This window comes from Aestuariibius sp. HNIBRBA575 (assembly GCF_040932005.1).
Taxonomy (GTDB): domain Bacteria; phylum Pseudomonadota; class Alphaproteobacteria; order Rhodobacterales; family Rhodobacteraceae; genus CANLNM01.
The window spans coordinates 1,329,260-1,352,958 of record NZ_CP162414.1; the positions used below are offsets into that span (position 1 = coordinate 1,329,260).

Annotated in this window: 22 protein-coding genes; 16 read left to right on the forward strand and 6 right to left on the reverse strand. The window is 54.8% G+C overall.

From position 1 onward, the window contains the following. The first annotated feature begins 46 nt into the window (after positions 1-46). The 4 genes from AB1F12_RS06730 (at position 47) to AB1F12_RS06745 (ending at position 4,903) form a co-directional block, all read left to right on the forward strand. A complete protein-coding gene (locus tag AB1F12_RS06730) occupies positions 47-706 on the forward strand; it encodes a tetratricopeptide repeat protein (protein ID WP_368187543.1) in 660 nt (219 codons plus the stop codon). Positions 707-739: 33 nt separating this feature from the next. Then, complete coding sequence (locus AB1F12_RS06735; RefSeq protein WP_368187545.1) at positions 740-2,062, forward strand: PQQ-binding-like beta-propeller repeat protein; 1,323 nt, start codon at positions 740-742, stop codon at positions 2,060-2,062. A 101-nt stretch (positions 2,063-2,163) separates the two neighbouring features. Beyond that, on the forward strand, positions 2,164-3,630 hold the full coding sequence (gene der / locus AB1F12_RS06740; RefSeq protein WP_368187547.1) for a ribosome biogenesis GTPase Der: 1,467 nt from the start codon (positions 2,164-2,166) through the stop codon (positions 3,628-3,630). Positions 3,631-3,751: 121 nt separating this feature from the next. Next, on the forward strand, positions 3,752-4,903 hold the full coding sequence (locus AB1F12_RS06745; protein WP_368187548.1) for a DUF2235 domain-containing protein: 1,152 nt from the start codon (positions 3,752-3,754) through the stop codon (positions 4,901-4,903). A 31-nt stretch (positions 4,904-4,934) separates the two neighbouring features. On the opposite strand, the gene serS is transcribed toward AB1F12_RS06745, so the two are convergent. Continuing rightward, positions 4,935-6,227 carry a serine--tRNA ligase gene (serS, locus tag AB1F12_RS06750; RefSeq protein ID WP_368187550.1) on the reverse strand — a complete coding sequence of 431 codons (1,293 nt, stop codon included), beginning with the start codon at positions 6,225-6,227 and terminating at the stop codon, positions 4,935-4,937. A 239-nt stretch (positions 6,228-6,466) separates the two neighbouring features. On the opposite strand from serS, the gene yajC reads away from it, so the two are divergent. The 9 genes from yajC to AB1F12_RS06795 all read left to right on the forward strand — a co-directional run bounded on the left by yajC (position 6,467) and on the right by AB1F12_RS06795 (position 13,506). Then, positions 6,467-6,748: a preprotein translocase subunit YajC gene (gene yajC, locus AB1F12_RS06755; RefSeq protein WP_368187552.1), complete on the forward strand. Its 282-nt coding sequence runs from the start codon at positions 6,467-6,469 to the stop codon at positions 6,746-6,748. 90 nt (positions 6,749-6,838) lie between these two features. Next, positions 6,839-9,475 carry a protein translocase subunit SecD gene (gene secD / locus AB1F12_RS06760; protein WP_368187554.1) on the forward strand — a complete coding sequence of 879 codons (2,637 nt, stop codon included), beginning with the start codon at positions 6,839-6,841 and terminating at the stop codon, positions 9,473-9,475. Between the two features lie 86 nt (positions 9,476-9,561). Further along, positions 9,562-10,305, forward strand: a complete 744-nt coding sequence (locus tag AB1F12_RS06765; RefSeq protein ID WP_368187557.1) for a sulfite exporter TauE/SafE family protein — start codon at positions 9,562-9,564, stop codon at positions 10,303-10,305. Between the two features lie 9 nt (positions 10,306-10,314). Then, positions 10,315-10,668: an Mth938-like domain-containing protein gene (locus tag AB1F12_RS06770; RefSeq protein WP_368187559.1), complete on the forward strand. Its 354-nt coding sequence runs from the start codon at positions 10,315-10,317 to the stop codon at positions 10,666-10,668. Positions 10,669-10,774: 106 nt separating this feature from the next. After that, a complete protein-coding gene (ccmA, locus tag AB1F12_RS06775) occupies positions 10,775-11,389 on the forward strand; it encodes a heme ABC exporter ATP-binding protein CcmA (protein ID WP_368188299.1) in 615 nt (204 codons plus the stop codon). Beyond that, positions 11,386-12,042 (forward strand): heme exporter protein CcmB, encoded by a 657-nt coding sequence (gene ccmB / locus AB1F12_RS06780; RefSeq protein ID WP_368187562.1) that lies wholly within the window; start codon positions 11,386-11,388, stop codon positions 12,040-12,042. Before ccmA ends, ccmB begins: the two co-directional genes overlap by 4 nt. A gap of 41 nt (positions 12,043-12,083) precedes the next feature. Continuing rightward, on the forward strand, positions 12,084-12,812 hold the full coding sequence (locus AB1F12_RS06785) for a heme ABC transporter permease (protein ID WP_368187563.1): 729 nt from the start codon (positions 12,084-12,086) through the stop codon (positions 12,810-12,812). Between the two features lie 9 nt (positions 12,813-12,821). Then, entirely contained in the window at positions 12,822-12,974 is a 153-nt protein-coding gene (ccmD, locus tag AB1F12_RS06790; protein WP_368187565.1) for a heme exporter protein CcmD, read from the forward strand. Further along, positions 12,967-13,506, forward strand: a complete 540-nt coding sequence (locus AB1F12_RS06795; RefSeq protein WP_368187567.1) for a DsbE family thiol:disulfide interchange protein — start codon at positions 12,967-12,969, stop codon at positions 13,504-13,506. Before ccmD ends, AB1F12_RS06795 begins: the two co-directional genes overlap by 8 nt. A gap of 154 nt (positions 13,507-13,660) precedes the next feature. Here the strand turns inward: AB1F12_RS06795 and acnA are convergent, their stop codons facing one another. Continuing rightward, positions 13,661-16,345 carry an aconitate hydratase AcnA gene (acnA, locus tag AB1F12_RS06800; protein WP_368187569.1) on the reverse strand — a complete coding sequence of 895 codons (2,685 nt, stop codon included), beginning with the start codon at positions 16,343-16,345 and terminating at the stop codon, positions 13,661-13,663. Positions 16,346-16,617: 272 nt separating this feature from the next. Here acnA and AB1F12_RS06805 point away from each other — a divergent pair, with 272 nt between their 5' ends. Beyond that, positions 16,618-17,337, forward strand: a complete 720-nt coding sequence (locus AB1F12_RS06805) for a DUF1223 domain-containing protein (protein WP_368187571.1) — start codon at positions 16,618-16,620, stop codon at positions 17,335-17,337. 12 nt (positions 17,338-17,349) lie between these two features. Here AB1F12_RS06805 and AB1F12_RS06810 read toward each other — a convergent pair whose 3' ends face one another. From AB1F12_RS06810 to AB1F12_RS06820, 3 genes are all read right to left on the reverse strand, one after another. Beyond that, complete coding sequence (locus AB1F12_RS06810; protein WP_368187573.1) at positions 17,350-18,276, reverse strand: lysophospholipid acyltransferase family protein; 927 nt, start codon at positions 18,274-18,276, stop codon at positions 17,350-17,352. Between the two features lie 184 nt (positions 18,277-18,460). Further along, the gene (locus tag AB1F12_RS06815) at positions 18,461-19,513 is read right to left on the reverse strand and encodes a FliG C-terminal domain-containing protein (protein WP_368187575.1); all 1,053 of its coding nucleotides are present in this window, start codon (positions 19,511-19,513) and stop codon (positions 18,461-18,463) included. A 119-nt stretch (positions 19,514-19,632) separates the two neighbouring features. Next, complete coding sequence (locus AB1F12_RS06820) at positions 19,633-20,133, reverse strand: autoinducer binding domain-containing protein (RefSeq protein ID WP_368187577.1); 501 nt, start codon at positions 20,131-20,133, stop codon at positions 19,633-19,635. A gap of 138 nt (positions 20,134-20,271) precedes the next feature. Between AB1F12_RS06820 and AB1F12_RS06825 the strand changes: the two genes are divergently transcribed. Next, entirely contained in the window at positions 20,272-20,880 is a 609-nt protein-coding gene (locus AB1F12_RS06825) for an autoinducer binding domain-containing protein (protein WP_368187579.1), read from the forward strand. A 276-nt stretch (positions 20,881-21,156) separates the two neighbouring features. Further along, positions 21,157-21,813 carry an acyl-homoserine-lactone synthase gene (locus AB1F12_RS06830; RefSeq protein ID WP_368187582.1) on the forward strand — a complete coding sequence of 219 codons (657 nt, stop codon included), beginning with the start codon at positions 21,157-21,159 and terminating at the stop codon, positions 21,811-21,813. An 81-nt stretch (positions 21,814-21,894) separates the two neighbouring features. Here the strand turns inward: AB1F12_RS06830 and purB are convergent, their stop codons facing one another. Beyond that, on the reverse strand, positions 21,895-23,202 hold the full coding sequence (purB, locus tag AB1F12_RS06835) for an adenylosuccinate lyase (RefSeq protein ID WP_368187585.1): 1,308 nt from the start codon (positions 23,200-23,202) through the stop codon (positions 21,895-21,897). Positions 23,203-23,699: the final 497 nt, after the last annotated feature.

Consider the following 23,699-nt stretch of genomic DNA (forward strand, 5'->3'; position numbering starts at 1 on the left):
CCGTGGTGATGATCCAAGATGTCCGTTTCGGACCAAAGGGGGCAGGGTGAGCAACAACGAAAGCTTCATAGATGAAGTGAATGAACAGGTCCAGAACGATAAGTTTTATGCGCTATTAAAGCGCTATGGCTGGATCGGGATTGTGGCTGTTGTGGTTGTGGTGGGCGGAACGGCCTATCGTGAATATAGCAATGCGCAATCGACGGCAGCGGCGCAGGCCCTGGGCGATTCCCTGATGAACGGTTTGGAATTGTCTGAACCCGCGGACCGGTCCGCAGCATTGGCTGCGATTGACGCGGATGGGGCGACTGCGGCCATTCCGGCGATGTTGCATGCCACCCAAGCGGTGGATGCCGATGATGTGGCGGGCGCTATTGCGTCGTTGGAATCGGTTGCGGCCAATGGGGATGTCGACGAAGTGTACCGCGACATTGCAGGGTTTAAACTGCTGATGTTGCAAGGCGCAGATATGTCGCCCGCCGATCGCAAAGCCGCGTTTGAAATCTATGCCGTTCCCGGCACGCCATTGCGCCTGCTGGCGATGGAGCAAATGGTTCTGGCGGATGTGGATGCCGGTGAAACCGAAGCCGCATTGGCCGGCCTGACCGCAATCCTAGAGGATGCCGGTTTGGGGCTTGGCTTGAAAAGACGCTCTGAGAATTTGGTGACGGCTCTTGGTGGCACCGTTCCAGACGCGCTGAATTAATTAGACCGACACAGTAGAACAGGGGCCTTGGCCATGCATTTGAAAACCATATTGATGACCAGCGCTGCGTTGGCATTATTGGCGTCATGCGGGCCGGGCCGGGATGTGATCCTAGAAGGCGAACGTCTGGACATCCGCGCCGATCTGTCAGCCGAGGCAGAAGACCTAGCAGTTTTTGTCAATGAAACAAGGGCCTTGGCATTGCCAACCGCCCAGAGCAATGCCAACTGGACCCACCGCAATGGGGGACCGACCCACCAAATCACCCATCCCGCATTGGGGGCCAACCTATCATTGGCATTCACGGTGAATATCGGCGAAGGCGACAGCCGTCGTGCCCGGATCACCGCAGATCCTGTGATCGCTGATGGTCGGATTTTCACATTGGATGCAGGGTCTTTGGTGTCGGCTGTTTCGACCGCTGGTGCGGTTTTGTGGACCAAAGATATAACACCCGGCAATGATCGGTCGCGAGATGCGTCCGGGGGCGGCGTGGCCGTGTCTGATGGCGTTGTCTTTGTGACCACTGGATTTGGGGAATTGACCGCGCTGGACGCTGAAACAGGGGCCGAATTGTGGACCCAGGATCTGGATGCGCCGGGCGGATCGGCCCCAACTGTGGTCGGGGATCTGGTCTATGTTGTGTCACGCGACAATCGGGCTTGGGCCATCGATACCACCTCTGGCCGGATCAGTTGGACATTAAACGGCACGCCATCCCCCAATGGTGTTTCGGGTGGCGCAGGCGTGGCTGTGTCGGGGGAAACCGCGATTTTCCCGTTTTCTTCGGGCGAAGTTGTGGGCGCCTTTCCACTGGGTGGATTGCGCCGCTGGGCAAGTGTGATCGCAGGGGAACGTCAGGGACGTGCCGCCGCGACCGTATCTGATGTGACCGGTGATCCGGTCGTCGACAATGGCGTTGTGTATGTCGGCAACATTTCTGGCCGGTTGGTTGCCATGAATGTGGCTGATGGGGACCGGATTTGGACCGCCGTCGAAGGGGCCGCCAGCCCGGTTTGGCCAGCGGGTGATTCCGTGTTTCTGGTCAACGACTTAAACGAATTGGTGCGCCTTGATGCGTCGGATGGATCGCCGATCTGGCGCGTTCAGTTGCCGGTCTTCGAAGAAAACCGTGCCCGGCGTCAAAAAACCAATCACGCCCATTACGGCCCGGTTTTGGCAGGTGGGCGGCTGTTGGTCGCGTCTTCGGACGGGGTTCTGCGCCAGTTCGATCCCACCTCTGGCGCTCAGATCGGCAGCGTCGATATTCCCGGCGGGGCCACCACAAATCCTGCCGTGGCAGGGGACAGTCTTTATGTTGTCAATCGGCGCGGACAACTTTTGTCTTTCAGATAAGACAAAAGACGTGTATCGCACCGCCTTCGGAGCATTTGGTTCCGCATAATTTGGCTCTTGGGATCTGTTTCTCACTCAGAGCCGTGATCGGAGTCTGAGGCATGAGCTTTTCGCTGGCCATTGTAGGGCGGCCCAATGTGGGCAAGTCCACGCTGTTTAACCGCCTTGTTGGCAAAAAACTGGCGCTGGTGGATGACCAGCCCGGTGTGACGCGCGATCTGCGCGAAGGGGCGGCGCGTCTGGGCGATCTGCGATTCACCGTGATTGACACGGCCGGTCTGGAAGAAGCCACCGACGAAAGCCTGCAGGGCCGGATGCGCAAACTGACCGAACGCGCCGTGCAAATGGCCGATATCTGTCTGTTTATGATCGACGCCCGTGTGGGCGTGACCCCGACCGACGAAGTGTTCGCCGATATCCTGCGCAAGAAAAACGCCAATGTCATTCTGGCCGCCAACAAAGGCGAAGGCCGCGCCGCGGATGGGGGCGTGCTTGAGGCATATGCATTGGGGCTTGGAGAACCGCTGCGCCTGTCGGCGGAACATGGCGAAGGCATGGATGATCTGCGCGAAATGCTGCGCCCCCTTGCCGAAGAATTCGCCGAACGGGACGCTGCCGCCGCACCGGAAACGGATGTGGATGTGTCCGATGACGACGCAGAGGACGGCCCGCGTGTTCCAACCCAGGCCAAGCCATTGCAGGTGGCCGTTGTTGGGAGACCAAATGCGGGTAAATCCACGCTGATCAACAAAATTCTCGGCGAAGAGCGTCTGCTGACCGGACCAGAAGCCGGGATCACCCGCGATTCCATTTCGTTGCAGATCGACTGGAACGACACCCCGATGCGGGTGTTTGATACCGCCGGGATGCGTAAACGCGCTAAGGTTCAGAATAAACTGGAAAAACTGTCCGTTTCTGATGGTGTGCGCGCGGTTAAATTTGCCGAAGTCGTGGTGATACTACTGGATGCCGAGATTCCATTTGAACAACAGGATCTGCGCATCGCCGATTTGGCCGAACGCGAAGGCCGCGCTGTTGTCGTTGCGGTGAACAAATGGGACATCGAAACTGACAAACAGGAAAAACTGAAATCCCTGCGCGAAAGCTTTGAACGGTTGTTGCCGCAATTGCGCGGTGCGCCTTTGGTGACGGTGTCGGCCAAAACCGGCCGTGGGCTGGACCGGCTGCATGACGCGATCATGCGCGCGCACGAAGTTTGGAACCGTCGGGTATCAACCGCACGTCTGAACCAATGGTTGGCCGCGATGATCACCGCGCATCCGCCCCCCGCGCCGGGTGGCCGTCGCATCCGGCTGCGCTATATGACCCAAGTGAAAACCCGGCCACCGGCCTTTGTGGTGATGTGTTCGCTGCCTGAGAAGCTGCCCGAAAGCTATTCACGTTATCTGATCAACGGATTGCGCGAAGATTTCGATATGCCGGGCACGCCGATCCGGCTGACCATGCGGTCCCAAGCAGATCAGAACCCCTATAAAAACAAAAAGAAATCAACACCTTCGCGTTTGCGAAAACATCTGGGCAAAGGCCCCGCTGACGGCAAGGGTTAGACAATTCTCAAAGGGTCGCATCACGCGGCCCTTTGACTTTTTTCGGGCAATTTGTCTGTTGCAGGGGCAAGGTCAGGAAACACTGACTTGATCCAATGTGTAGAAACGTCACTGTGTCGCCATGAAAAGAATTGCGATATTTTGTGACGGGACGTGGAACCGGGCCTATGCGCCGTTTCCCACCAATGTTGTGCAGTTGGCGCAGTCGGTCAAACTGACCGCTGACGATGGCATGAGCCAACACGTGTTTTATCAAATGGGCGTGGGCACGGGGCGCGGGTCCAATGCGGTGGCGCGCAAATTGGATAAATGGGTTGGCGGCGTGATGGGCTGGGGGCTGATCGAAAACGTCGAAGACGCCTATCGCACTTTGGTGTTTTGTTACGAACCCGGAGATGAGATTTATATTTTCGGATTTTCGCGCGGGGCGTTTACGGCGCGATCTCTTGCGGGGTTGATCCGATCCTGTGGTATCCCGCCGCGCGAACATGTCCACCGCATTCCCGAAGCGATCAACCGCTATCGGTCCCGCGACAAAGACACCCATCCCCGCCATTCCGACAGCTACGCCTGGCGGGCGGATTTTGCCCCCTTTACCGCGACATCGCAGGATGAATTTGACTGGCGGCTCAAAAATCGTCCGCATATGTGCACCGTGTTAAACATCGCCTATTTGGGGGTTTGGGACACGGTTGGCGCGCTGGGTGTGCCGGGATTTCTGCATTCCGCGCCTTTGTTGAACAAAGGTCATCAGTTTCATGATGCGGCGCTGTCTGGTTCGGTGAAAACCGCCCGTCACGCGGTGGCGATTGACGAACATCGCCCCACTTTTCCGCCTGCGTTGTGGAAAAATATCGAATACCGAAATGAAACCAGCCTAGGGCCGGGTTGGCACGATGCCCCGCGCGAAACGTGGCCCTATCGACAGGAATGGTTTCCCGGCGATCATGGTTCCGTGGGCGGGGGCGGCGACATTGCCGGATTGTCGTCCTATACGTTGGAATGGATCGCCGAAGGCGCGGCCAAGGCGGGGCTCAGCCTGCGGCAGGACAAGTTGGCGCGGTTTTATGTGGATCAGAAAATCGACGCAGCCCTGATCAACAAAAAGAAATCCGGTGGATTGGCGGCCAAAATCCTGCGTGCCAAAAAGGCATTTCGGCTGGGCCCTGATGATGTGGAAATGGTATCAGACGTGGCTAAAATGCGGGTGTCAAAGGTTGCGAATTACCGCCCCAGCGTGTTGGGTAAGGTGCTGGAAAAGATCAAAAAATAGCGGCGAGGGACCCCGCCGCTATTGTGGCGATTTAGGCCAATTTGCCGTCTGGGGTGATCTTGGTTTTGCCACCCAGATAACCATGCAACGCGGCAGGTAAGTCAACGGATCCATCCGCTTGTTGGCCGTTTTCCAACACGGCGATTAAGCAGCGCCCAACAGCCAGCCCTGACCCGTTCAACGTGTGCAGGAATTGTGGCTTGCCGCCATCCTCAGGCTTAAAGCGGGCATTCATCCGGCGGGCTTGGTAATCGCCACAGGTCGAAATCGAACTGATTTCACGATAGGCGTTTTGACCGGGCAGCCAGACTTCGATGTCGTGGGTGCGACGCGCACCGGCGCCCATATCGCCCGTGCACAACACCACTGTGCGATAGGGCAGGTCCAGCTTTTCCAGAATACCTTCGGCGCATTTGGTCATGCGCAGATGTTCCGCGTCGGATTGATCCGGATGTGTGACCGACACCATTTCAACCTTTTCAAATTGGTGCTGACGCAACATGCCTGATGTGTCGCGCCCGGCACTGCCTGCTTCGGAACGGAAACAGTTTGTGTGGGCCACATAGCGGCGAGGCAGGTAATCATGATTAACGGTCAAGCCGTTGACAATATTGGTCAATGTGACCTCAGCCGTTGGGATCAGCCACCAGCCATTTGTGGTTTTATAGCTGTCTTCGCCAAATTTTGGCAGCTGGCCGGTGCCATACATCATGTCTTCGCGCACCAAAACGGGGGTGATGGTTTCGGTCAGGCCGTTTTCGTCCACATGTGTGTCCAGCATCATCTGGGCCAGCGCGCGGTGCAGACGGGCGATGGACCCGGACAACAGCACAAAGCGGCTGCCGGACAATTTGGCGGCGGTTTCGAAATCCATGCCCCCCTGAACGGCGGGGATGTCGTAATGTTCAACCGGATCGAAATCCAAGTTGCGCGGGCTTCCCCAACGGGCGATTTCCACATTGTCGGCTTCGTCTGCGCCATCCGGGATATCATCATAGGGCAGGTTGGGTAGGCCCATCAGCAGATCATTCAGCGCCACGTCTTCGGCTTTGGCTTCGTCGTTCAGGCGGGCAATGTCGGCCTTTTTCTCGGCGACCAGCGCACGCAGACGTTCAAATTCGGCCTCATCGCCACGGCCCTTGGCGGCACCCACTTCTTTGGACGCTTTGTTGGCGTCGGCCTTGGCGGTTTCGGCGGCCTGAATTTTGGCTCGCCGGGATTCATCCAGCTTCAAAACCTCAGATGACGGATTTTCAAGCCCACGACGCGACAGCGCCGCATCAAAAGCGGCCGGATTTTCACGAATGGATTTGATGTCATGCATCGGTTTGTCCTCTGGGTTGTTTGCGCGTTTGATATGCCCCAACACGGCATAGGGGGAAAGGGAAAAGTCCCGCCCTGATACCCCTAGAAAGTGTCAGAAGTCTTGTGATCCATTGTTTCAGTGCAAATTGCCCCCACATGAAGGCAGGTATTGCACCGACTCACGTTGCACTTCTGGGTTTCGCGAATTAACGTGCCCCGACTTTTGCGGGGGGACCCGCCTGATAAATGAGGATATCCATGGAAGCCTTTGGCCAATTCGTCCCACTGATACTGATCTTTGCAATCATGTATTTCTTGCTGATCCGTCCGCAGCAAAAAAAGGTCAAAGAGCATCAGGCCATGGTGGCCGCTCTGCGTCGTGGCGATCAGATCGTAACCCAAGGCGGCGTGCTGGGCAAAGTTATCAAAGTCAAAGAAGATAACGAAGTTGAAGTGGAAATCGCAGCCGGTGTGAATGTGCGCATCGTGCGGTCAACCATCGTTCAGGTTCTGAATAAGACCGAACCAGCAGCCAGCTAAGTTGACGCGCCCGGCCATTTTCGCCGGGCGTATTTTTTCGGGTGGGACCAACGTTGTCCTGCCCTTTTTGTCTTTCAGGGATAGCAAGACATGTTACAAATCGACCTTTGGAAACGCATTGCCATTTGGCTAACGGTGATTGTGGGCTTGGCCTTTGCCGCGCCAAACGGGTTTTACACCACCGTAGAACAATCCAACGATGCCGAAGCGTCGATCGAAGCCGGGATCACATCCCCCGAGTTGGAAGCACAGGCTGCCCAGTGGCCGTCGTTTTTGCCAGATAATCTGGTGAATTTGGGGCTGGATCTGCGCGGCGGGGCGCAATTGCTGGCCGAAGTTCAGGTCGAAGATGTCTATGCCCAACGCATGGAAGCGATGTGGCCCGAAGTGCGTGATGTGCTGGCGGCTGAACGTGACACCGTCGGTTTTGTCACCCGCGAAGACAGCGCACCAGATGTGTTGCTGGTCAAATTTTCCAATATTGACGGTGCGACCCGCGCACTGGAACTGGTCCGCGGATTGGCGCAACCGGTTGTATCCCTGACCGGGGCGGGATCGTCTGACATTGATGTGTCGATCAACGGCGATGAAATCAGCGTAACCCTGTCCGATGTTGAACGCGCCGCCACCGACAACCGCACTGTGTTGCAAGCGTTGGAAATCATCCGCCGTCGGATCGACGAAGTCGGCACGCGTGAGCCAAATATTCAACGCCAAGGCGCAGATCGAATTTTGATCCAGGTGCCCGGTGTTGGTTCGGCAGAAGAAATCAAAGAAATCATTGGCACCACGGCGCAATTGACGTTCCAACCTGTGGTGGGTCGCACGGGCAACCCCGATGATGCGCCCGGATCGGGCAATGAAATTCTGCCCAGCCAGAACGAAGAGGGTGTGTTCTATATCCTTGAAAAGAACCCCGTTGTAACCGGAGAAGAGCTGGTTGATGCGCAGCCTGCATTTGACCAAAATGGCCGTCCTGCGGTGAATTTCCGGTTTAATCCAACGGGTGCACGTAAATTTGGCGACTACACCGCCGAAAATATCGGGTCACCCTTTGCGATTGTGTTGGATGGCGAAGTCATCAGCGCCCCGCGCATCAATGACCATATTCCCGGCGGATCCGGCATTATCACCGGTGATTTCAACGTCGAAGAAAGCACCAATCTGGCGATCCTGCTGCGGGCAGGGGCCCTGCCTGCAGAGCTGACCTTTCTCGAAGAGCGCACCATTGGGCCAGAGCTGGGCCAAGACAGCATCGATGCAGGCACGCTGGCCTGTTTGGTGGCGTTTGGCGCTGTGCTGGTGTTCATGTTCCTCAGCTACGGTCTGTTTGGGGTTTTCGCCAATATCGCGTTGATCATCAACGTTGGCCTGATCTTTGGCCTGTTGTCCATGGTTGGCGCGACGCTGACCTTGCCGGGCATTGCCGGGATCGTGTTGACCATCGGCATGGCGGTGGATGCCAATGTGCTGGTGTTTGAACGGATCCGCGAGGAAATCAAAAATTCAAAAGGCGCGGCACGGGCGATTGATCTTGGCTATGAAAAGGCCCTGTCGGCCATCGTTGACGCCAATATCACCACATTCATCACCGCCGCGATCCTGTTCATCATGGGGTCCGGCGCGGTCAAAGGGTTCGCCATCACGCTGGCCTTTGGGATCATCACATCGGTGTTCACCGCGATCTATGTCACACGTCTGTTGGTGGTGATGTATTTCGAACGCCGTCGTCCAAAAACCGTCCTGCAGGGCCGCGCTTTGCATTTGGTTCCCAAAGATACGAAATGGGATTTCTTCAGCCGTTGGAAAATCACCATCGGGGCGTCTTTGCTGTTTATTGTTGTGTCTATCGCTTCTTTCGGCACCCAAGGTCTGAATGTCGGGATCGATTTCAAAGGCGGGACAACCATCCGGTCGGAATCCACGAAACCAATTGATGTTGCACAATACCGCGCTGCGTTGGATGCGTTGGAACTGGGGGATGTGACCATCACCGAGGTGTTCGACGTTACCTTTGGCCCGGACAAAAACGTCGCCTCGATTTCCATTCAGGCGCAGGCAGGTGATGAATCGGTTGAAAACGATATGATCACTGCGGTCGAAACCGCCCTGAGCGCTGTGGATGAAGGGCTGAAATTGCCGTTCTCATCCGTCGAAAGCGTCGGCCCTACCGTGTCTGGCGAATTGATTGTCACCGCGATCAAGGCCGTGGCTTTGGCTGTGGCGGCGGTGCTGGTCTATATCTGGCTGCGGTTCGAATGGCAGTTCGCCTTGGGTGCTGTTGCGGCCTTGGTGCACGATGTTGTGTTGACCATCGGGGTGTTCAGCCTACTGCGCATTCCGTTTGATCAGGCCATTATCGCGGCGTTGCTGACGATCGTCGGCTATTCGCTGAACGATACGGTGGTGGTGTTTGACCGGGTGCGTGAAAACCTGCGCAAGTATAAAAAGATGGACCTGTCGGCCGTTTTGAACCTGTCGATAAACGAAACATTGGCCCGGACGGTCATGACATCGGTCACCACATTGCTGGCGCTGATTGCGCTCTATGTGTTGGGTGGTGATGTGATCCGCGGCTTTGTGTTTGCCATGATCTGGGGCGTGATTGTCGGGACCTATTCGTCGGTCTTTGTGGCCTCGACGATTTTGCTGCGTCTTGGTGTCAAACGTGATTGGTCAAAACAAGCGCCAACCGCAGGCAATCAATTCAGCAATATCGACGCCTAACCGATTGCGTCAAAACCGAAACTGGACCGACCCCGCTCTGCCATCTGGCACTGGCGGGGTCTTTGTTTGTGGGGCAGGGTACGTGCATGACGATCCTTTCTTTTCCGATATATGATCTGATGATCCTGTCCGGTGCCGCCTTTCTGGCGGGGATGATCCGTGGATTTGTCGGGTTTGGCACGGCGATGATATACCTGCCGATCGCGGCATTGTTCCTTTCCCCGATCCAAGCATTGATGACATTGGTGGTCATTGACCTGTTTGGCCCGCTGCCCCTGCTGCCCAAGGTCGCCAAAGACGTCCATCGCAAGGATCTGACCCGGCTATTGATCGGAACGGTGATCGCATTGCCGATTGGGATCGCCACATTGCTGGTATTGTCGCCGGATATGTTCCGGTTCATCGTGTCCGTTGTGGCATTGGTGATGCTGGCCGGGTTGATCGGAGGCTGGCGCTATCATGGCACATTGCCCGGCCCGGCAGTGGTTGGGACAGGCATGGCGGCCGGGTTCTTAGGCGGTGTGGCCGGCATTCCGGGGCCGCCGGTGATCTTTGTCTACATGGCTTCGCCCCATCCCCCCAACGTGATCCGCGCCAACACCACATTTTACTTATACGGGTATGATATTTTGTTGCTGATCATGCTGTTGATCCAGACAACGATATCTTGGACGCATATGGTTTTGGGGTTGATCCTGTCGGTGCCCTATCTGCTTGGCAACCTCAGCGGAGCTGCGCTATTTAGGCCCGACAAAGAACGCGTTTTTCGCTATACGGCCTATACGCTGATCGCGGGGTCTGCGGTGATTGGATTGCCCTTTTGGGGCTAAGGGGGAACAATGCGCCTGAACGAAATCAGCTATAATGGCAATCTGCCAATTGATGGCTACGGCCCCGGGTTTTTCCGGGTCGGTGGCGACGTGTTTAACGGTCCACATGCCGTCCTGCCCAGCGGCGTTGTCGCGTGGGGGGGATATGATGACACAGCCACATTGATCGCCGCGCTGGATGATCTGGATGTGCTGTTTATCGGAATGGGCGCAGAAATGGCGCATCTGCCCAATGGGTTTAAAACCACCCTAGAAGAGGCGGGATTAAACGTCGAAGGCATGGCATCGCCCACGGCGGCACGCACCTATAATGTGCTATTATCCGAAGGACGTCGGGTTGGGGTCGCGTTGCTGCCGCTTTGATGGGCACAAAAGGACCTGCCAAAAGCGCGTGAACCCTACATTTGATCGCTGCCTTTGATCCATGTCACTTTCCTCAGATACGTGAATAGGTTAGGCGTCGTTTATGATGTTGAATGTCCAAAATCTGACCTGTGCACGCGGCGGCGTCCCTGTCTTGGCTGATGTGTCGTTTGCGCTGGATGCGGGTCAGGCCCTGATCCTGCGCGGAGCCAACGGAATTGGCAAAACCACGTTGCTGCGCACCTTGGCGGGGCTGCAACCTGCGATTTCTGGCCAGATCGATATGGATGACACAGAATCCGCCTATGCCAGCCACGCCGACGGGATCAAATCGGCGCTTAGCGTGACAGAAAACCTGACATTCTGGGCGGATATTTATGGCCAGCCTTTACCTGACCATGTGTTTGAAACCTTTGATCTGACAGATTTGCGTGACCGACCTGCGGCGACTTTGTCTGCCGGGCAAAAACGTCGACTGGGTCTGGCCCGGCTGGGCGTTATTGGCCGTAAAATCCTGTTTTTGGACGAACCAACCGTGTCGCTGGACCGGTTTTCGGTGAATCTATTTGCTGATTTCCTGCGGGACAGACATCTGGGGCAGGGCGGTATCGCGGTGATTGCGACACATATTGATCTGGGCTTGGACGCGCCTGAACTAGAGCTTGGTCCCTTTAAGGCCGATCCAGAAACAGGCGGTGGCAGCGACGAGGTTTTCCTGTGATTGCGCTTTTGGTGCGGGATCTGCGGCTGGCCGTGCGAGCCGGGGGCGGATTTGGGCTGGGACTGGCGTTTTTTCTGATCGTGGTGGTTCTGGTCCCGTTTGGTGTGGGACCCGAGGCCGCGATCCTCACCCGTATTGCGCCCGGAATCCTTTGGGTAGCAGCGCTTCTGGCGGCGCTCTTGTCATTGGACCGGATATTTGCGCTGGACTATGAAGACGGCGCATTGCCGCTGCTTGCCACGTCGCCCCTCCCACTTGAGGCGGTCGCGTTGATCAAGGCATTGGCCCATTGGATCACCACCGGATTCCCCCTGACCTTGGCCGCGCCTGCATTGGGCTTTTTGTTAAATCTGGACCCAAACGCCTATGTCTACCTGTTGCTTTCATTGTTGCTGGGCACACCGACCCTGTCGATGATCGGCACATTTGGGGCGGCGTTAACGGTTGGGCTACGTCGGGGGGGGCTGTTATTGTCGCTCTTGGTGCTGCCGCTTTATATACCCACCCTGATTTTTGGCGCTGAATCCGTGCGCCGCGGCGCCGAAGGGTTGGACGCCAATACACCACTTTTGATGATCGCGGGCATCACTGCCGGAACCATCGCGCTGCTGCCTTTTGCCTCAGCGGCGGCGCTGCGGATCAATCTAAGGTGATGACCCTTGAGCACATCCATTTAGAAGGCTAAGCAGATCATATGTCGATTTGGGAATATGCAAATCCAAAGAAGTTTATCGCCACAACCACGCCGTTGATCCCGTGGCTGTTTGGCGCAGCCTTTGCGTGTTTGGCCGTGTCCCTGATCTGGGGGTTCTTTTTCACACCAGACGATTACCGACAGGGATCAACCGTCAAAATAATCTATCTGCATGTCCCGTCGGCCATGATGGCCATTAACGTTTGGGCGATGATGCTGGTCACGTCGCTGATTTGGCTGGTCCGGCGTCACCATGTCAGCGCCCTGGCTGCCAAAGCGGCGGCACCGATTGGGATCGTCATGACGCTTATTGCGTTGGTCACCGGCGCGATCTGGGGGCAACCCATGTGGGGGACATGGTGGGCCTGGGATCCGCGCCTGACGTCGTTTCTGATCCTATTTCTGTTTTATCTTGGGTACTTAGCGCTTTGGGCGGCGATTGATGACCCGGACACAGCCGCGGATCTGACCTCTGTTTTATGCATCGTCGGATCGGTTTTTGCGATGCTGTCCCGGTACGCGGTCAATTTCTGGAACCAAGGTCTGCACCAAGGCGCATCCTTATCGCTGGATGCCGAAGAAAATGTTGCAGACGTGTTTTATCACCCGCTTTTGCTGTCCATTGCAGGGTTTGTCCTGTTGTTTGTCGGGCTGGTTTTTTTACGGACCCAAACAGAAATTCGCATCCGTCGTGCGCGCGCATTGATTGCGCGCACCGGTCGAAACTAAGGAAAGTTCATGCCTGATCTAGGAAAATACGCCGCCGAAGTTTTATCGGCATATGGGCTGTCCGCAGCTCTTTTGGTGGGGTTGGTGGTGATGTCTGTTCGTGCCTCTCGTAAGGCCAGAGCCGCATTGCGCGCCATCGAAGGAGACCGCGCAGATGGCTAAATTTTCCCCATTGATGTTACTGCCGCCCGCCATTTTTGCCGGTATGGCTGGACTGTTCGCGGCTGGCATGCTGCGTGAAAATCCGGGTGATTTGCCATCCACATTTATCGGCCAACCCGCCCCGGCGATTGAACCGGTTGCGCTGGCGGACATACCGACATTTGACTCGGCCACATTGGCGGATGGCAACGTCAAAATCGTTAACTTTTTCGCCAGCTGGTGCCCGCCCTGTCGCGCCGAACATCCTTTGTTGATGGATCTGGCCGCTGAGGGCATTCCGATTTATGGGGTGAATAACAAAGACGCCACTGCTGATGCGCTGGAATTCCTTGCCGAAGGGGGCAATCCCTATACTGGGGTGACCGTCGACAGCAATGGACGTCAAAGCATTGATTGGGGTGTGGTCGCATTACCGGAAACGTTTGTGATTGCGGGCGATGGAACCGTGATCCTGAAATTCCCCGGCCCCATCAACGGCGCGGTTGATCGCAAAATTCGACCCGCATTGGCCGAAGCTGCCGCACATCAATAAACCAAACTCAGGCTAATTTAGCTGCGTAACCTTGGCTGTTGCCGAGGCGCATGCGCGCGTGTGGTTTTTCGTGCGAGTTGCACGTCCAACAATGGTTTTCATACAAAAGGCGCGCCCCGAAGGGCGCGCCAATGCATCATTTCATATCGTGAATTTAGGACGCAGCCAGATTACGCAGAACGTAATGCAGCACGCCGCCATGTTCGATATATTCGATTTCAATCGCTGTATCGATCCGACATTTCAGCGCAATTTCCAACACTTCGCCGTCAGGGCGGGTGATGGTGCATGGCACGTCTTGCAGAGGTTGGATTGTGTCCAGACCGCTGATCGAGACCGTTTCATCACCGGTCAGACCCAGTGATTTGCGGCTGTCGCCCCCGGTGAATTCGAACGGGATCACCCCCATGCCAACCAGGTTGGATCGGTGGATACGTTCAAAGCTTTCTGCGATCACAGCTTTGACACCTAACAGGGCTGTGCCTTTGGCAGCCCAGTCACGGGATGACCCCGCACCGTATTGCTCACCACCAAAGATCACCAGCGGCGTGCCGGCTTCTTGGTAGGCCATGGATGCGTCATAGATCGATGTCTGCGCGCCATCCGGGCCTTTGGTGTAGCCGCCTTCGACCCCATCCAACATTTCGTTTTTAATGCGAATGTTGGCGAATGTGCCGCGCATCATCACTTGGTGGTTGCCGCGACGGGACCCATAAGAGTTGAATTCGCGGGCTGGAACCTGACGTTCGGTCAGATACTGACCGGCGGGTGTGGTGTCTTTGAACGAACCAGCAGGGGAAATGTGGTCAGTGGTGATCATGTCGCCCAAAACGGCCAGAACTTTGGCGTCTTCGACATTGGTGATCACACCCGGTTCCTTGGACATGCCTTGGAAATAGGGGGGGTTCTGAACATATGTCGACGCAGTTGGCCAATCATATGTTTCGTCACCGGTCACTTCGACGGCCTGCCATTTTTCGTCGCCTTTGAACACGTCCGCATATTTTTCGAGGAACGCTTCGCGGGTCACAGTTTCCTGCACCAGATCCGCCACTTCTTTGGTGGTTGGCCAGATGTCTTTCAGGTAGACGTCGTTGCCGTCTTTGTCTTGTCCGATCACGTCCGTTGCCAGATTGATGTCCAATGTCCCGGCCAATGCATAAGCCACAACCAATGGCGGCGAGGCCAGATAGTTGGCGCGCACATCAGGGGAAATCCGACCTTCAAAGTTGCGGTTACCTGACAGAACAGATGTCGCAACCAGATCGCCTTCGGCGATGGCCTTGGACAGTTCTTTTTGGATCGGACCAGAGTTGCCGATACAGGTCGTGCAGCCATAACCCACAAGGTTAAAGCCAATCGAATCCAGATCTTTTTGCAGATCTGCGGCTTCTAGATAGGCGGAAACAACCTGCGACCCGGGGGCCAGTGATGTTTTCACCCAAGGTTTGCGGTTCAGACCCAAAGCGGCAGCTTTGCGTGCCACCAGACCCGCGCCGATCATGACATATGGGTTGGACGTGTTGGTACAGGATGTGATCGACGCAATCACAACCTTGCCGCTTTCCATCGTGTAATCTTCGCCTGCGACGGCCACTTCTTTGCCCATAGGGCGCTTAAACGTCTCTTCCATTTCTTTGCGGAATGCGTTCTGGCCTTCGGTCAGTGCGACATAATCCTGTGGGCGTTTTGGCCCGGAAATCGCAGGGACGATGCTGCCCATATCCAGATGCAGGGTGTCTGTGTAGATGGGGGCATAATCCGCATCACGCCAGAAACCGTTGGCTTTGGCATAGGCTTCGACCAAGGCGACGCGATCCGTGTCGCGGCCCGTATTGGTCAGGTACCGGATGGTTTCGTCATCAATTGGGAAGAAACCACAGGTCGCGCCATATTCAGGGGCCATGTTGGCGATGGTTGCCCGATCCGCCAGCGGCAAGCTGTCCAAGCCAGCGCCGTAGAACTCGACGAATTTACCAACAACGCCTTTGGCGCGCAGCATTTCCACAACTTTCAGAACCAGATCGGTCCCGGTTGTGCCTTCCATCATCGCGCCTGTCAGCTCAAAGCCGATGACTTCGGGGATCAACATGGAAATCGGCTGACCCAGCATCGCGGCTTCGGCTTCGATGCCACCAACGCCCCAGCCCAGAACGGCCGCTGCGTTGACCATGGTTGTGTGGCTGTCTGTCCCAACCAGCGTATCAGGATAAGCCACCTGTTCGCCGTTTTGGTCTGCATCTGTCCAAACGGTCTGGGACAGATACTCCAGGTTCACCTGGTGACAAATCCCGGTTCCCGGAGGCACAACACGGAAATTGTTAAACGCTTTTTGACCCCATTTCAGGAATGTGTAGCGTTCCATATTACGTTCATATTCGCGGTCCACGTTCATTTGGAACGCGCGTGGATTGCCGAATTCATCAATCATAACCGAGTGGTCGATGACCAGATCAACCGGGTTCAGCGGGTTAATCATCTGGGCGTCGCCGCCCAATGCTACGATCCCGTCACGCATCGCAGCCAGATCAACAACCGCAGGCACACCGGTGAAATCCTGCATCAGCACGCGGGCCGGACGATAGGCGATCTCTCGTGGGTTTTTCCCCCCGTTTGTGCCCCATTCGGCAAATGCTTTGATGTCGTCGACAGAAACTGTTTTGTCGTCTTCAAAACGCAGCATGTTTTCCAAAACCACTTTTAGTGCGGCGGGAAGCTTGGAAAAATCACCCAAACCGGCCTCTTGTGCGGCAGGGATCGAATAATAAGCGATCTTTTGATCGCCAACGGTCAGGGTTTTGCGGGTTTTGGCTGTGTCGTGGCCTACGGTAACGGTCATTAGGCACTCCCTTTGCTGATGAATAAGGTGTTCGCGCTGCTTTTGCCTGATGCAAAGGTATCGATCAAGAGGGCTTTGTGTTTTTTTGTATACCATTGCACACAAAAGCCGGATTTCGCGTCATTTGGCCGCTCTTTTTGAGCAATTTGATCTAAATCTTTTGGCCCGAATTGCCAATTGTCACACAAAATCGCGATTCCTTGATTGGCGTTTGAAGACGGGATCGGCTACCCAAAACCGGGGGCCCGATAATGGGCAGAAACGGGATACGTATGAAACATATTTTGCAGGCAATGATTGCGACGACATGTCTTGGATTTGGTGTGGGAATCGGCCCTCAGAGTTCGGCAATGGCAGAAACCCATCCGGTTGTGGTCGAATTATATACATCGCAAGGGTGTTCATCCTGTCCGCCAGCGGATGCGATGCTGCATGATTTGGCGGCGCGCGATGATGTTATCGCCTTGGCGTTGCATGTCGATTATTGGGATTACATCGGTTGGGCTGACATTTTTGCCTCTCCGTTGAACACACAACGTCAATATGCCTATGCACATGCCGCCGAGCAAAGCGTTGTTTACACACCACAAATGGTGGTTGCAGGCAAAGAGCTGATCGTCGGAACCAAGCCGATGGAAATCGCGCAACAGATCATGAACCATGCGTCACAGGATTACGGCGTCTCTCTGACGTTGACGCGCACAAACAATCGGGTTCAGATCACCGCGGCCTCTGAGGAAACGCTGCCCAACGGCGCGGTAGTGCAGATCGTTCGGTTTATTCCCCAGCAAACCGTTGAAATTCAACGGGGCGAAAATGCCGGGGAAACCCTGTCTTATGCGAATATTGTCACGTCCTGGACTGCTGTCGGTGAATGGGGCGGGGCCGCAGATTGGCAGCGCCGCGTGCGTGTGGACGGGGATCAAGGGGTTGCCGTGATTGTCCAAGAACCCGGCCCGGGACGCATTTTAGCGGCGCAAATCTTGCGGTGATCCCGATTTAAATCAGTGTGGTTTCTTTTCTTTCCAACGGCGATGAAACCACATCCACTGACCCGGATCATTGCGGATATGTTGTTCAAGCCTGTGGCTCATATCTTGGGTCATTGTTTGCGCATCAGAGTGATCGATCGGCGCCTCTATCACAATTTGAAACCCGGTTTCTGTGCGAATCCCAAAATAGGGCACAACAATTGCGTTGAATTTCAACGCGAGCTCGGCCGCAGAAAGCGCGGTTTTGCTGGGCCGCCCCATAAAGTCGACCCATTTCCCGCGCCAGTCAAACAAATCAAACAGCAAAACCGCCATGCCGCCGGATTTGATGTGACGTGCAAACCCCATCGTTCCCCGACGTCCCTGTTCAAATATTGGGCCGCTCACGCTTTCCATCGTGCGAACATAATGCTGATTAAACAGTACATTGGCCATCGGTCGGTATAATCCGCCAACTTTGTACCCCAAATGGTGCAACGCATGGCGCGGGGCTTCGTAGTTCCCGTAATGCCCGGTGACAAAAATCACGCCTTGCCCTTGTTCTTTGGCGGTTTTGATCGCGTCAAGCCCGGGGCCAGTGACCTGCATCTGCGCCATTTGCGCCGCCAGATCGGTGGTTGAATAATTTTCAATCAAGGTGCGTCCCGCATTGTCCATCGCCGCTTTGGCAATCCGTCGCTGTTCTGCGGGCGACATGTCTGGAAAAATGTAGGACAGGTTGGACAAGGCGCGTTTTTGATAGCCAGCGATTGGCCCAAGGATCAAACGGATAAACCCACCCACAAAACCCGGGCGAAACCGATAAGGAAGCGCAAGCGCAAGCCCCAACACCGAACGGGCCATGCGATCGGTCAACCAATCGGAAAACCCAACTGACGCTGCCTGCTCTGAGGACAATGAGGGATCAGCCGGTTTTGATTTTTTGGGGGGGTGGGTCACGATTTGGGCCATTCCTGTCAGGGCGCGATCCGTGCCGGGTGATGCGTTTCAGCCCTGAAACGATCCCGCGCCGTGATCCGCGTTATTGACAGAAATAGTGTGATGATGTGCCGGGTACAAGCTCAGGTCAGAGAGAGTTGCCCATCAAACGCTGGAAAAACACATCATCCTCTTGGCTGAGGGATCATTCCTCATCTTCTTCGTCAGGGTCGATCAGCGTAATTTCACCGCGTTCCGCACAATCCCGCAATGCTGAAATCAATGCGTTTTGCGCCGCTTCGCCAACAGAGGCCTTGATTTTGGTCTGTTCTGCCATTTCTTCTTCGAGTTGGCTGGCCATCCGTTTTGAGATGTTTTCCAACATGAAAGTCACGGAATCTGCGCTGGCTTCGCCCACGGCATTGCCATAAGCGAGCGCAATGACAAATTCGTCATTTTCAACCAAGCGGATCACCTTGGCCACATCGGTGGGCTGCAATCGCAGCGCAATGTCAGGGAAGGTAAAGATGTTTTTGCGCACTTCCTGAGCAAAGTTTGGATCCTCTTCGCTCAACCCTTCGAGTACGTCTTCGCGGGTTTCTGATTTGGTAGAATTCAAAATGGCCCCTACGCGGGCGCCGGCCGGGGCAGGGAAGGCCGTCACTTTGTCAGAAACATAAGTTTCGGCCAAGGCTCCGCCAATGCGCTGCACAGCCGTTGGGGCAATATCCCCGGTTTGCGAAACGCCATAGGCGATCCTGCGGGCCTTATCGCCGGGCAGGCGGCCCAACAATTCCGCGGCTTTGCCAACAGGGAGTTTTGACAGAACCACAGCGCAGACTTCGGTGCATTCTGCCTCCATAATTTGCATCAATTCGTCGGCTTCCATTTCAATCAGGCGTGGCCATGGGTCACCTGTCGCTGCGGATCCGGTTTCTTCGCGAAAACGCGCCATGGCGGTGGGGCTGATTTGGCCGTCCAACGCTGAAACCGCCGCAGCGGGGCCGCCGGGCAGGGCCAGGCCCACTTCGCTGAGTTCCTGAACAAACTCTTCGGCGACGGCGGCAATGGTTGCCTTGTCCACCATGCGCAAAGCGGCCACTTCGTGGGTGAGGCGCAATTGATGTTCTTCGGGGAGGGAATCTAGCGCTAATTTCTGGCCATCCGCCAGCATCATCTGAACAATCAATGCAGCCTTGCGGCTACGGGTCATGGGTTCGTTAGAAGGAAGAGCGAGATTGCCAGCCATATTCATCATGCGCCTGTTCGTTGAGTCGCTTCTTTTTCGCGCAAGCTGGTGAATAAAGAGTTGAAGCCGCCCTAAAAAGAGCGGCTCCAACCATAGGTAGAATTTTATTTATCGCGCCTGTCTGCGCCTTAATTGGGGCGCCGTTCAGGATGCGTGAATTTGACGGACATGTTTTTCAACGCCGATCTGGCATCAGGCGTAAGCTTGCCTTCGTGGCTGGTGATCCTGTGCAAATGCGCCACATCTTTGGCCAATGCATCGATTTCGGCATCCGTATATTCGCGATCCGCGCGTGCAAAACCGGCAAAACTGCGTGATCCTGCCTCTTCGATTGCATATGCGGAACCATGGACAATTCCAAATTCTCGTGCCTTTTCAAGCACTCCGAACTCATCTTCGGCTTCAAAATCTGCCCAGCGAGCTTTGCCTAAATTGGAAAAGCCCCAGCGAACAACCGGGTCTTGCATCACCAAACCGTGTTCTGAATAATAATCCATCCAGTCCTTTCTATAGGTCTGAAACAGGAAATCGGGGGTCGTAAATGTCACATGAAACGCGATGGCAAACCCCGATGGGCTCGCATCCTCGATACGCTTCAGGACTGGCATGATGTCGGATTCTATAGACATGTGCAGGTCCTTTAACTCGCTTTCTAGTTGCCTGTCGCGATATGATCAAAGTAATGTATCAGTGACAACATAATCAAAGGTTAGCTATTTGATGAACAAATGGTTAATGCCTGTCGCGACAAGATCGAGGGTTTGTGTATGAGCAAAGAGCTAGAGGAAGGTGATCTGCTGCAGATTTCACCATCTGGCTATCATATCGCTCTGCGGGTTGGCTTCGCGTTTCCGCTGGCGGAAATCAATGCCTTTCCGGCCGGTTGGATCGATCACTACACGCAACAAAGGTTCATGTTGTTCGACCCGATCATACGGTGGGTCTATTCAAATACCGGCGCAATCCGTTGGAGCGAATGCCCCCTAGAAGACCCCCGTAAGGTTCTGGGGCAGGCGGCCACATTTGGGCTGCGCTTTGGGGTTGCGATTTCCTGTTTTGATGGCAATGCCGAAGGACAACGTAGTTTTGGGTCCTTTGCGCGGTCTGATCGTGAATTCACTGATCCCGAAATCAAAGCTCTGACGGCCTATGTTTCCTATCGCCATATGGAAATGGCCCCCCCGACCAATTTGACCCGCGCCGAACTGGAAGCGTTGGGTATGGTCAAACAGGGAATGCGTCTAAAACAGATCGCGTTTGAGATTGGGGTGACCGAAGGCGCGGTCAAACAGCGCCTGAAAAATGCAAAGCTGAAATTGCATGCTCAGACCTCTGCTCAGGCGGCGACGCGGGCCCATGAATTCGGCCTGATTTGAGCCGTATTGTCGCTATTTAAGCCGCGAATCACTTTGGTTATTCGGCATTAATTGTTTGTTAATCTGTTTTCCGCAAATACTAAGAGTACCTGTATTTGTGTACGGCCATTTTGGCGGAAAATGCACACACGTCTAAGTTGATATAGCGCAAGCAATTGCATGTCGTTTTTGTGATAATTTGCAAAATTATGGAAACAATCGGCAAAGATTGTTTCTAGACCGTTAACAACCATTGCGTGGGCTGGCTTAATGGACTCTCCAATAAGGAGAGTACCCATGGAATTCATCACACTGAAACTGTCTGATCTTCACAAATATGGTTCTGCCTATTTCGATTACCTGGCTCTGCGGAAACGGTTCTTTGTTGATACGTTAAATTGGACGATCCCGCATGACGATGCCGTCGAGATGGATCAATATGATAACCCTCAGGCGCGGTATTCGATTGTTTTGCAGGATGGCAAGGTGATCGCGGGCGCGCGCGCCATGCCCACCACATCGCGCTGGGGCGACAGCACCTATATGTTACGCGATGCCTATACCGGGAAAATTGCCGGCATCCCGTCGGATCTGATCGACCATGAAATCGTGACGCCGGATATGTGGGAATGCACCCGCTTGGTGATTTCGCCAGATGTGAAAACAATGTCTGAGCGGACCGAATGCCTGAAACTGATCTGCGAAGGGTTGGTGGAAATGGCGCTGGCAGAAGGTGCGACAGAATTGATGTCGCTGTCCAACCTGTGGTTGCTGCGGTCGCTGAAATCGATCGGCTACAAAGCTGAACTGATGTGCAAGCCTTATACAAATTCTGAGGATGGGCATCGCTATGCGGTGATGAAGATGCACGCGGATCGGATTATGCCGACTGTGACGCCTCATGTGCCGACCCATATGCCTACGCAGCCCGTTCCGGTACATGCCAAGGCCTAAACTTGGATTGAACCCAAGTTTTAACGCAATAGCCCGGCGCAGGGATGCGCCGGGCCAAAAAATTGTCACAACAATCTGGGTTTAGCTTTCGCCAAACACCCGTTTGAAAATCGTATCAACATGTTTGGTGTGATAGCCGAGGTCAAATTTCTCTTCGATCTCATCCACACCCAAAGCTTTGACAACCGCTTCGTCGGCCAGCAATTCACCTTTGAAATCACAGCCTGTTTCCCAAACTTTCAATGCGTTGCGCTGCACCATACGATAGGCGTCTTCGCGGTTCACGCCCGCTTGGGTCAGGGCCAGCAACACACGTTGTGACATCACCAATCCGGGGAATTTGTTCATGTTGGCCAGCATGTTTTCAGGATAAACCAGCAATTTGTCGATCACCGATGTCAAACGCGCCAGTGCAAAATCCAGCGTGATTGTCGTGTCTGGGCCGATGTTACGTTCGACCGAGGAATGCGAAATATCGCGTTCGTGCCACAGGGCGACGTTTTCCATCGCGGGCACCACCGCCATACGCACCAAGCGCGCCAGACCGGTCAGGTTTTCGGTCAGCACTGGGTTTTTCTTGTGGGGCATCGCGGATGACCCTTTCTGACCCATTGAGAAAAATTCAGCCGCTTCCAACACTTCTGTGCGCTGCATGTGGCGAATTTCGGTGGCGATGTTTTCAACCGACGAACCTACCACGCCCAAAGCGGCAAAAAACGCCGCATGACGATCCCGTGGAATTACTTGGGTGGAAATCGGTTCGGGGCTCAGGCCCAGTTTGGCGCAAACATGTTCCTCAACCGCGGGGTCGATATTGGCAAATGTGCCAACCGCCCCGGAAATGGCACCGGTCGCGATTTCTGCGCGGGCCGTTTCCAGACGGGCAAGGTTGCGATCCATTTCCGCGTAAAAACGCGCAAATGTCAGACCCATTGTTGTGGGCTCCGCGTGGATGCCGTGGCTGCGCCCGATGCGAATGGTGTTTTTATGTTCCAAAGCGCGGCGTTTTAGGGCGGCAAGCAATCCGTCCATGTCTTTGATCAGGATATCCGCGGCTTTAACCAGCTGGACATTGAAACAGGTGTCCAACACATCCGACGATGTCATCCCCTGATGCACAAAGCGCGCCTCTTCGCTGCCGACATGTTCGGCCAGATGGGTCAGGAACGCGATGACATCGTGTTTGGTTTCGGCTTCGATTTCATCGATGCGCGCCACGTCGAATTCCACATCTTTGGCTTTCCAGACCGCATCGGCGTTTTCACGGGGGATCACACCCAGATCGGCCATCGCATCACAGGCATGTGCTTCGATTTCGTACCAGATCTTGAACTTGGATTCTGGTGACCAGATGGCAACCATATCGGGACGGGAATAACGTGGGATCATGGGCAGAACCTTTTTATGGGGGCAGCAGATTTAACAGCGTCATAAAAGGCAGGGGCCAAGGTCTCAAGGGCTAGAGGGGGGACAACGGTGAAAAATACCAGATTGTTGTGATCCGTAGGATTGGTGGATCGTGCAGCTGCAATACACAGGATAGGTGGGTCCCCCTTCCGGTGATCTTGGGTTTGGCAACTCAGGGTTTGCAATTATTAGGTGAATTTCATTTTTGTGAAAATGATCGATAGGTTGTAACGCGTTGTTATAATTCATGTGTTTCGTACTTTGCGATGGGAATAGGTCACATTTCACTTGTCTCCATTGTGCTGGTTGTCATGTTACATTCACCAAGAGGTCGGTTGTTTTTGAAATTCTGAGTCTCATTAATTCGTGATTTGCACGGGAACTATTTGACCTTTATTAAATGAATTTCACCATCCACATTAAACTTTGGGTGCGGATATAAATAATTATTTTAACCGATGCGATCAAAAATTAAAGTC

Bases quoted from the DNA above. Each gene is read 5' to 3' on its own strand.
- AB1F12_RS06735 (WP_368187545.1), top strand. From the start codon at position 740: ATGCATTTGAAAACCATATTGATGACCAGCGCTGCGTTGGCATTATTG.
- der (WP_368187547.1), top strand. From the start codon at position 2,164: ATGAGCTTTTCGCTGGCCATTGTAGGGCGGCCCAATGTGGGCAAGTCC.
- AB1F12_RS06745 (WP_368187548.1), top strand. From the start codon at position 3,752: ATGAAAAGAATTGCGATATTTTGTGACGGGACGTGGAACCGGGCCTAT.
- serS (WP_368187550.1), bottom strand. From the start codon at position 6,227: ATGCATGACATCAAATCCATTCGTGAAAATCCGGCCGCTTTTGATGCG.
- yajC (WP_368187552.1), top strand. From the start codon at position 6,467: ATGGAAGCCTTTGGCCAATTCGTCCCACTGATACTGATCTTTGCAATC.
- secD (WP_368187554.1), top strand. From the start codon at position 6,839: ATGTTACAAATCGACCTTTGGAAACGCATTGCCATTTGGCTAACGGTG.
- AB1F12_RS06765 (WP_368187557.1), top strand. From the start codon at position 9,562: ATGACGATCCTTTCTTTTCCGATATATGATCTGATGATCCTGTCCGGT.
- AB1F12_RS06770 (WP_368187559.1), top strand. From the start codon at position 10,315: ATGCGCCTGAACGAAATCAGCTATAATGGCAATCTGCCAATTGATGGC.
- ccmA (WP_368188299.1), top strand. From the start codon at position 10,775: ATGTTGAATGTCCAAAATCTGACCTGTGCACGCGGCGGCGTCCCTGTC.
- AB1F12_RS06785 (WP_368187563.1), top strand. From the start codon at position 12,084: ATGTCGATTTGGGAATATGCAAATCCAAAGAAGTTTATCGCCACAACC.
- ccmD (WP_368187565.1), top strand. From the start codon at position 12,822: ATGCCTGATCTAGGAAAATACGCCGCCGAAGTTTTATCGGCATATGGG.
- AB1F12_RS06795 (WP_368187567.1), top strand. From the start codon at position 12,967: ATGGCTAAATTTTCCCCATTGATGTTACTGCCGCCCGCCATTTTTGCC.
- acnA (WP_368187569.1), bottom strand. From the start codon at position 16,345: ATGACCGTTACCGTAGGCCACGACACAGCCAAAACCCGCAAAACCCTG.
- AB1F12_RS06805 (WP_368187571.1), top strand. From the start codon at position 16,618: ATGAAACATATTTTGCAGGCAATGATTGCGACGACATGTCTTGGATTT.
- AB1F12_RS06815 (WP_368187575.1), bottom strand. From the start codon at position 19,513: ATGATGAATATGGCTGGCAATCTCGCTCTTCCTTCTAACGAACCCATG.
- AB1F12_RS06820 (WP_368187577.1), bottom strand. From the start codon at position 20,133: ATGTCTATAGAATCCGACATCATGCCAGTCCTGAAGCGTATCGAGGAT.
- AB1F12_RS06825 (WP_368187579.1), top strand. From the start codon at position 20,272: ATGAGCAAAGAGCTAGAGGAAGGTGATCTGCTGCAGATTTCACCATCT.
- AB1F12_RS06830 (WP_368187582.1), top strand. From the start codon at position 21,157: ATGGAATTCATCACACTGAAACTGTCTGATCTTCACAAATATGGTTCT.
- purB (WP_368187585.1), bottom strand. From the start codon at position 23,202: ATGATCCCACGTTATTCCCGTCCCGATATGGTTGCCATCTGGTCACCA.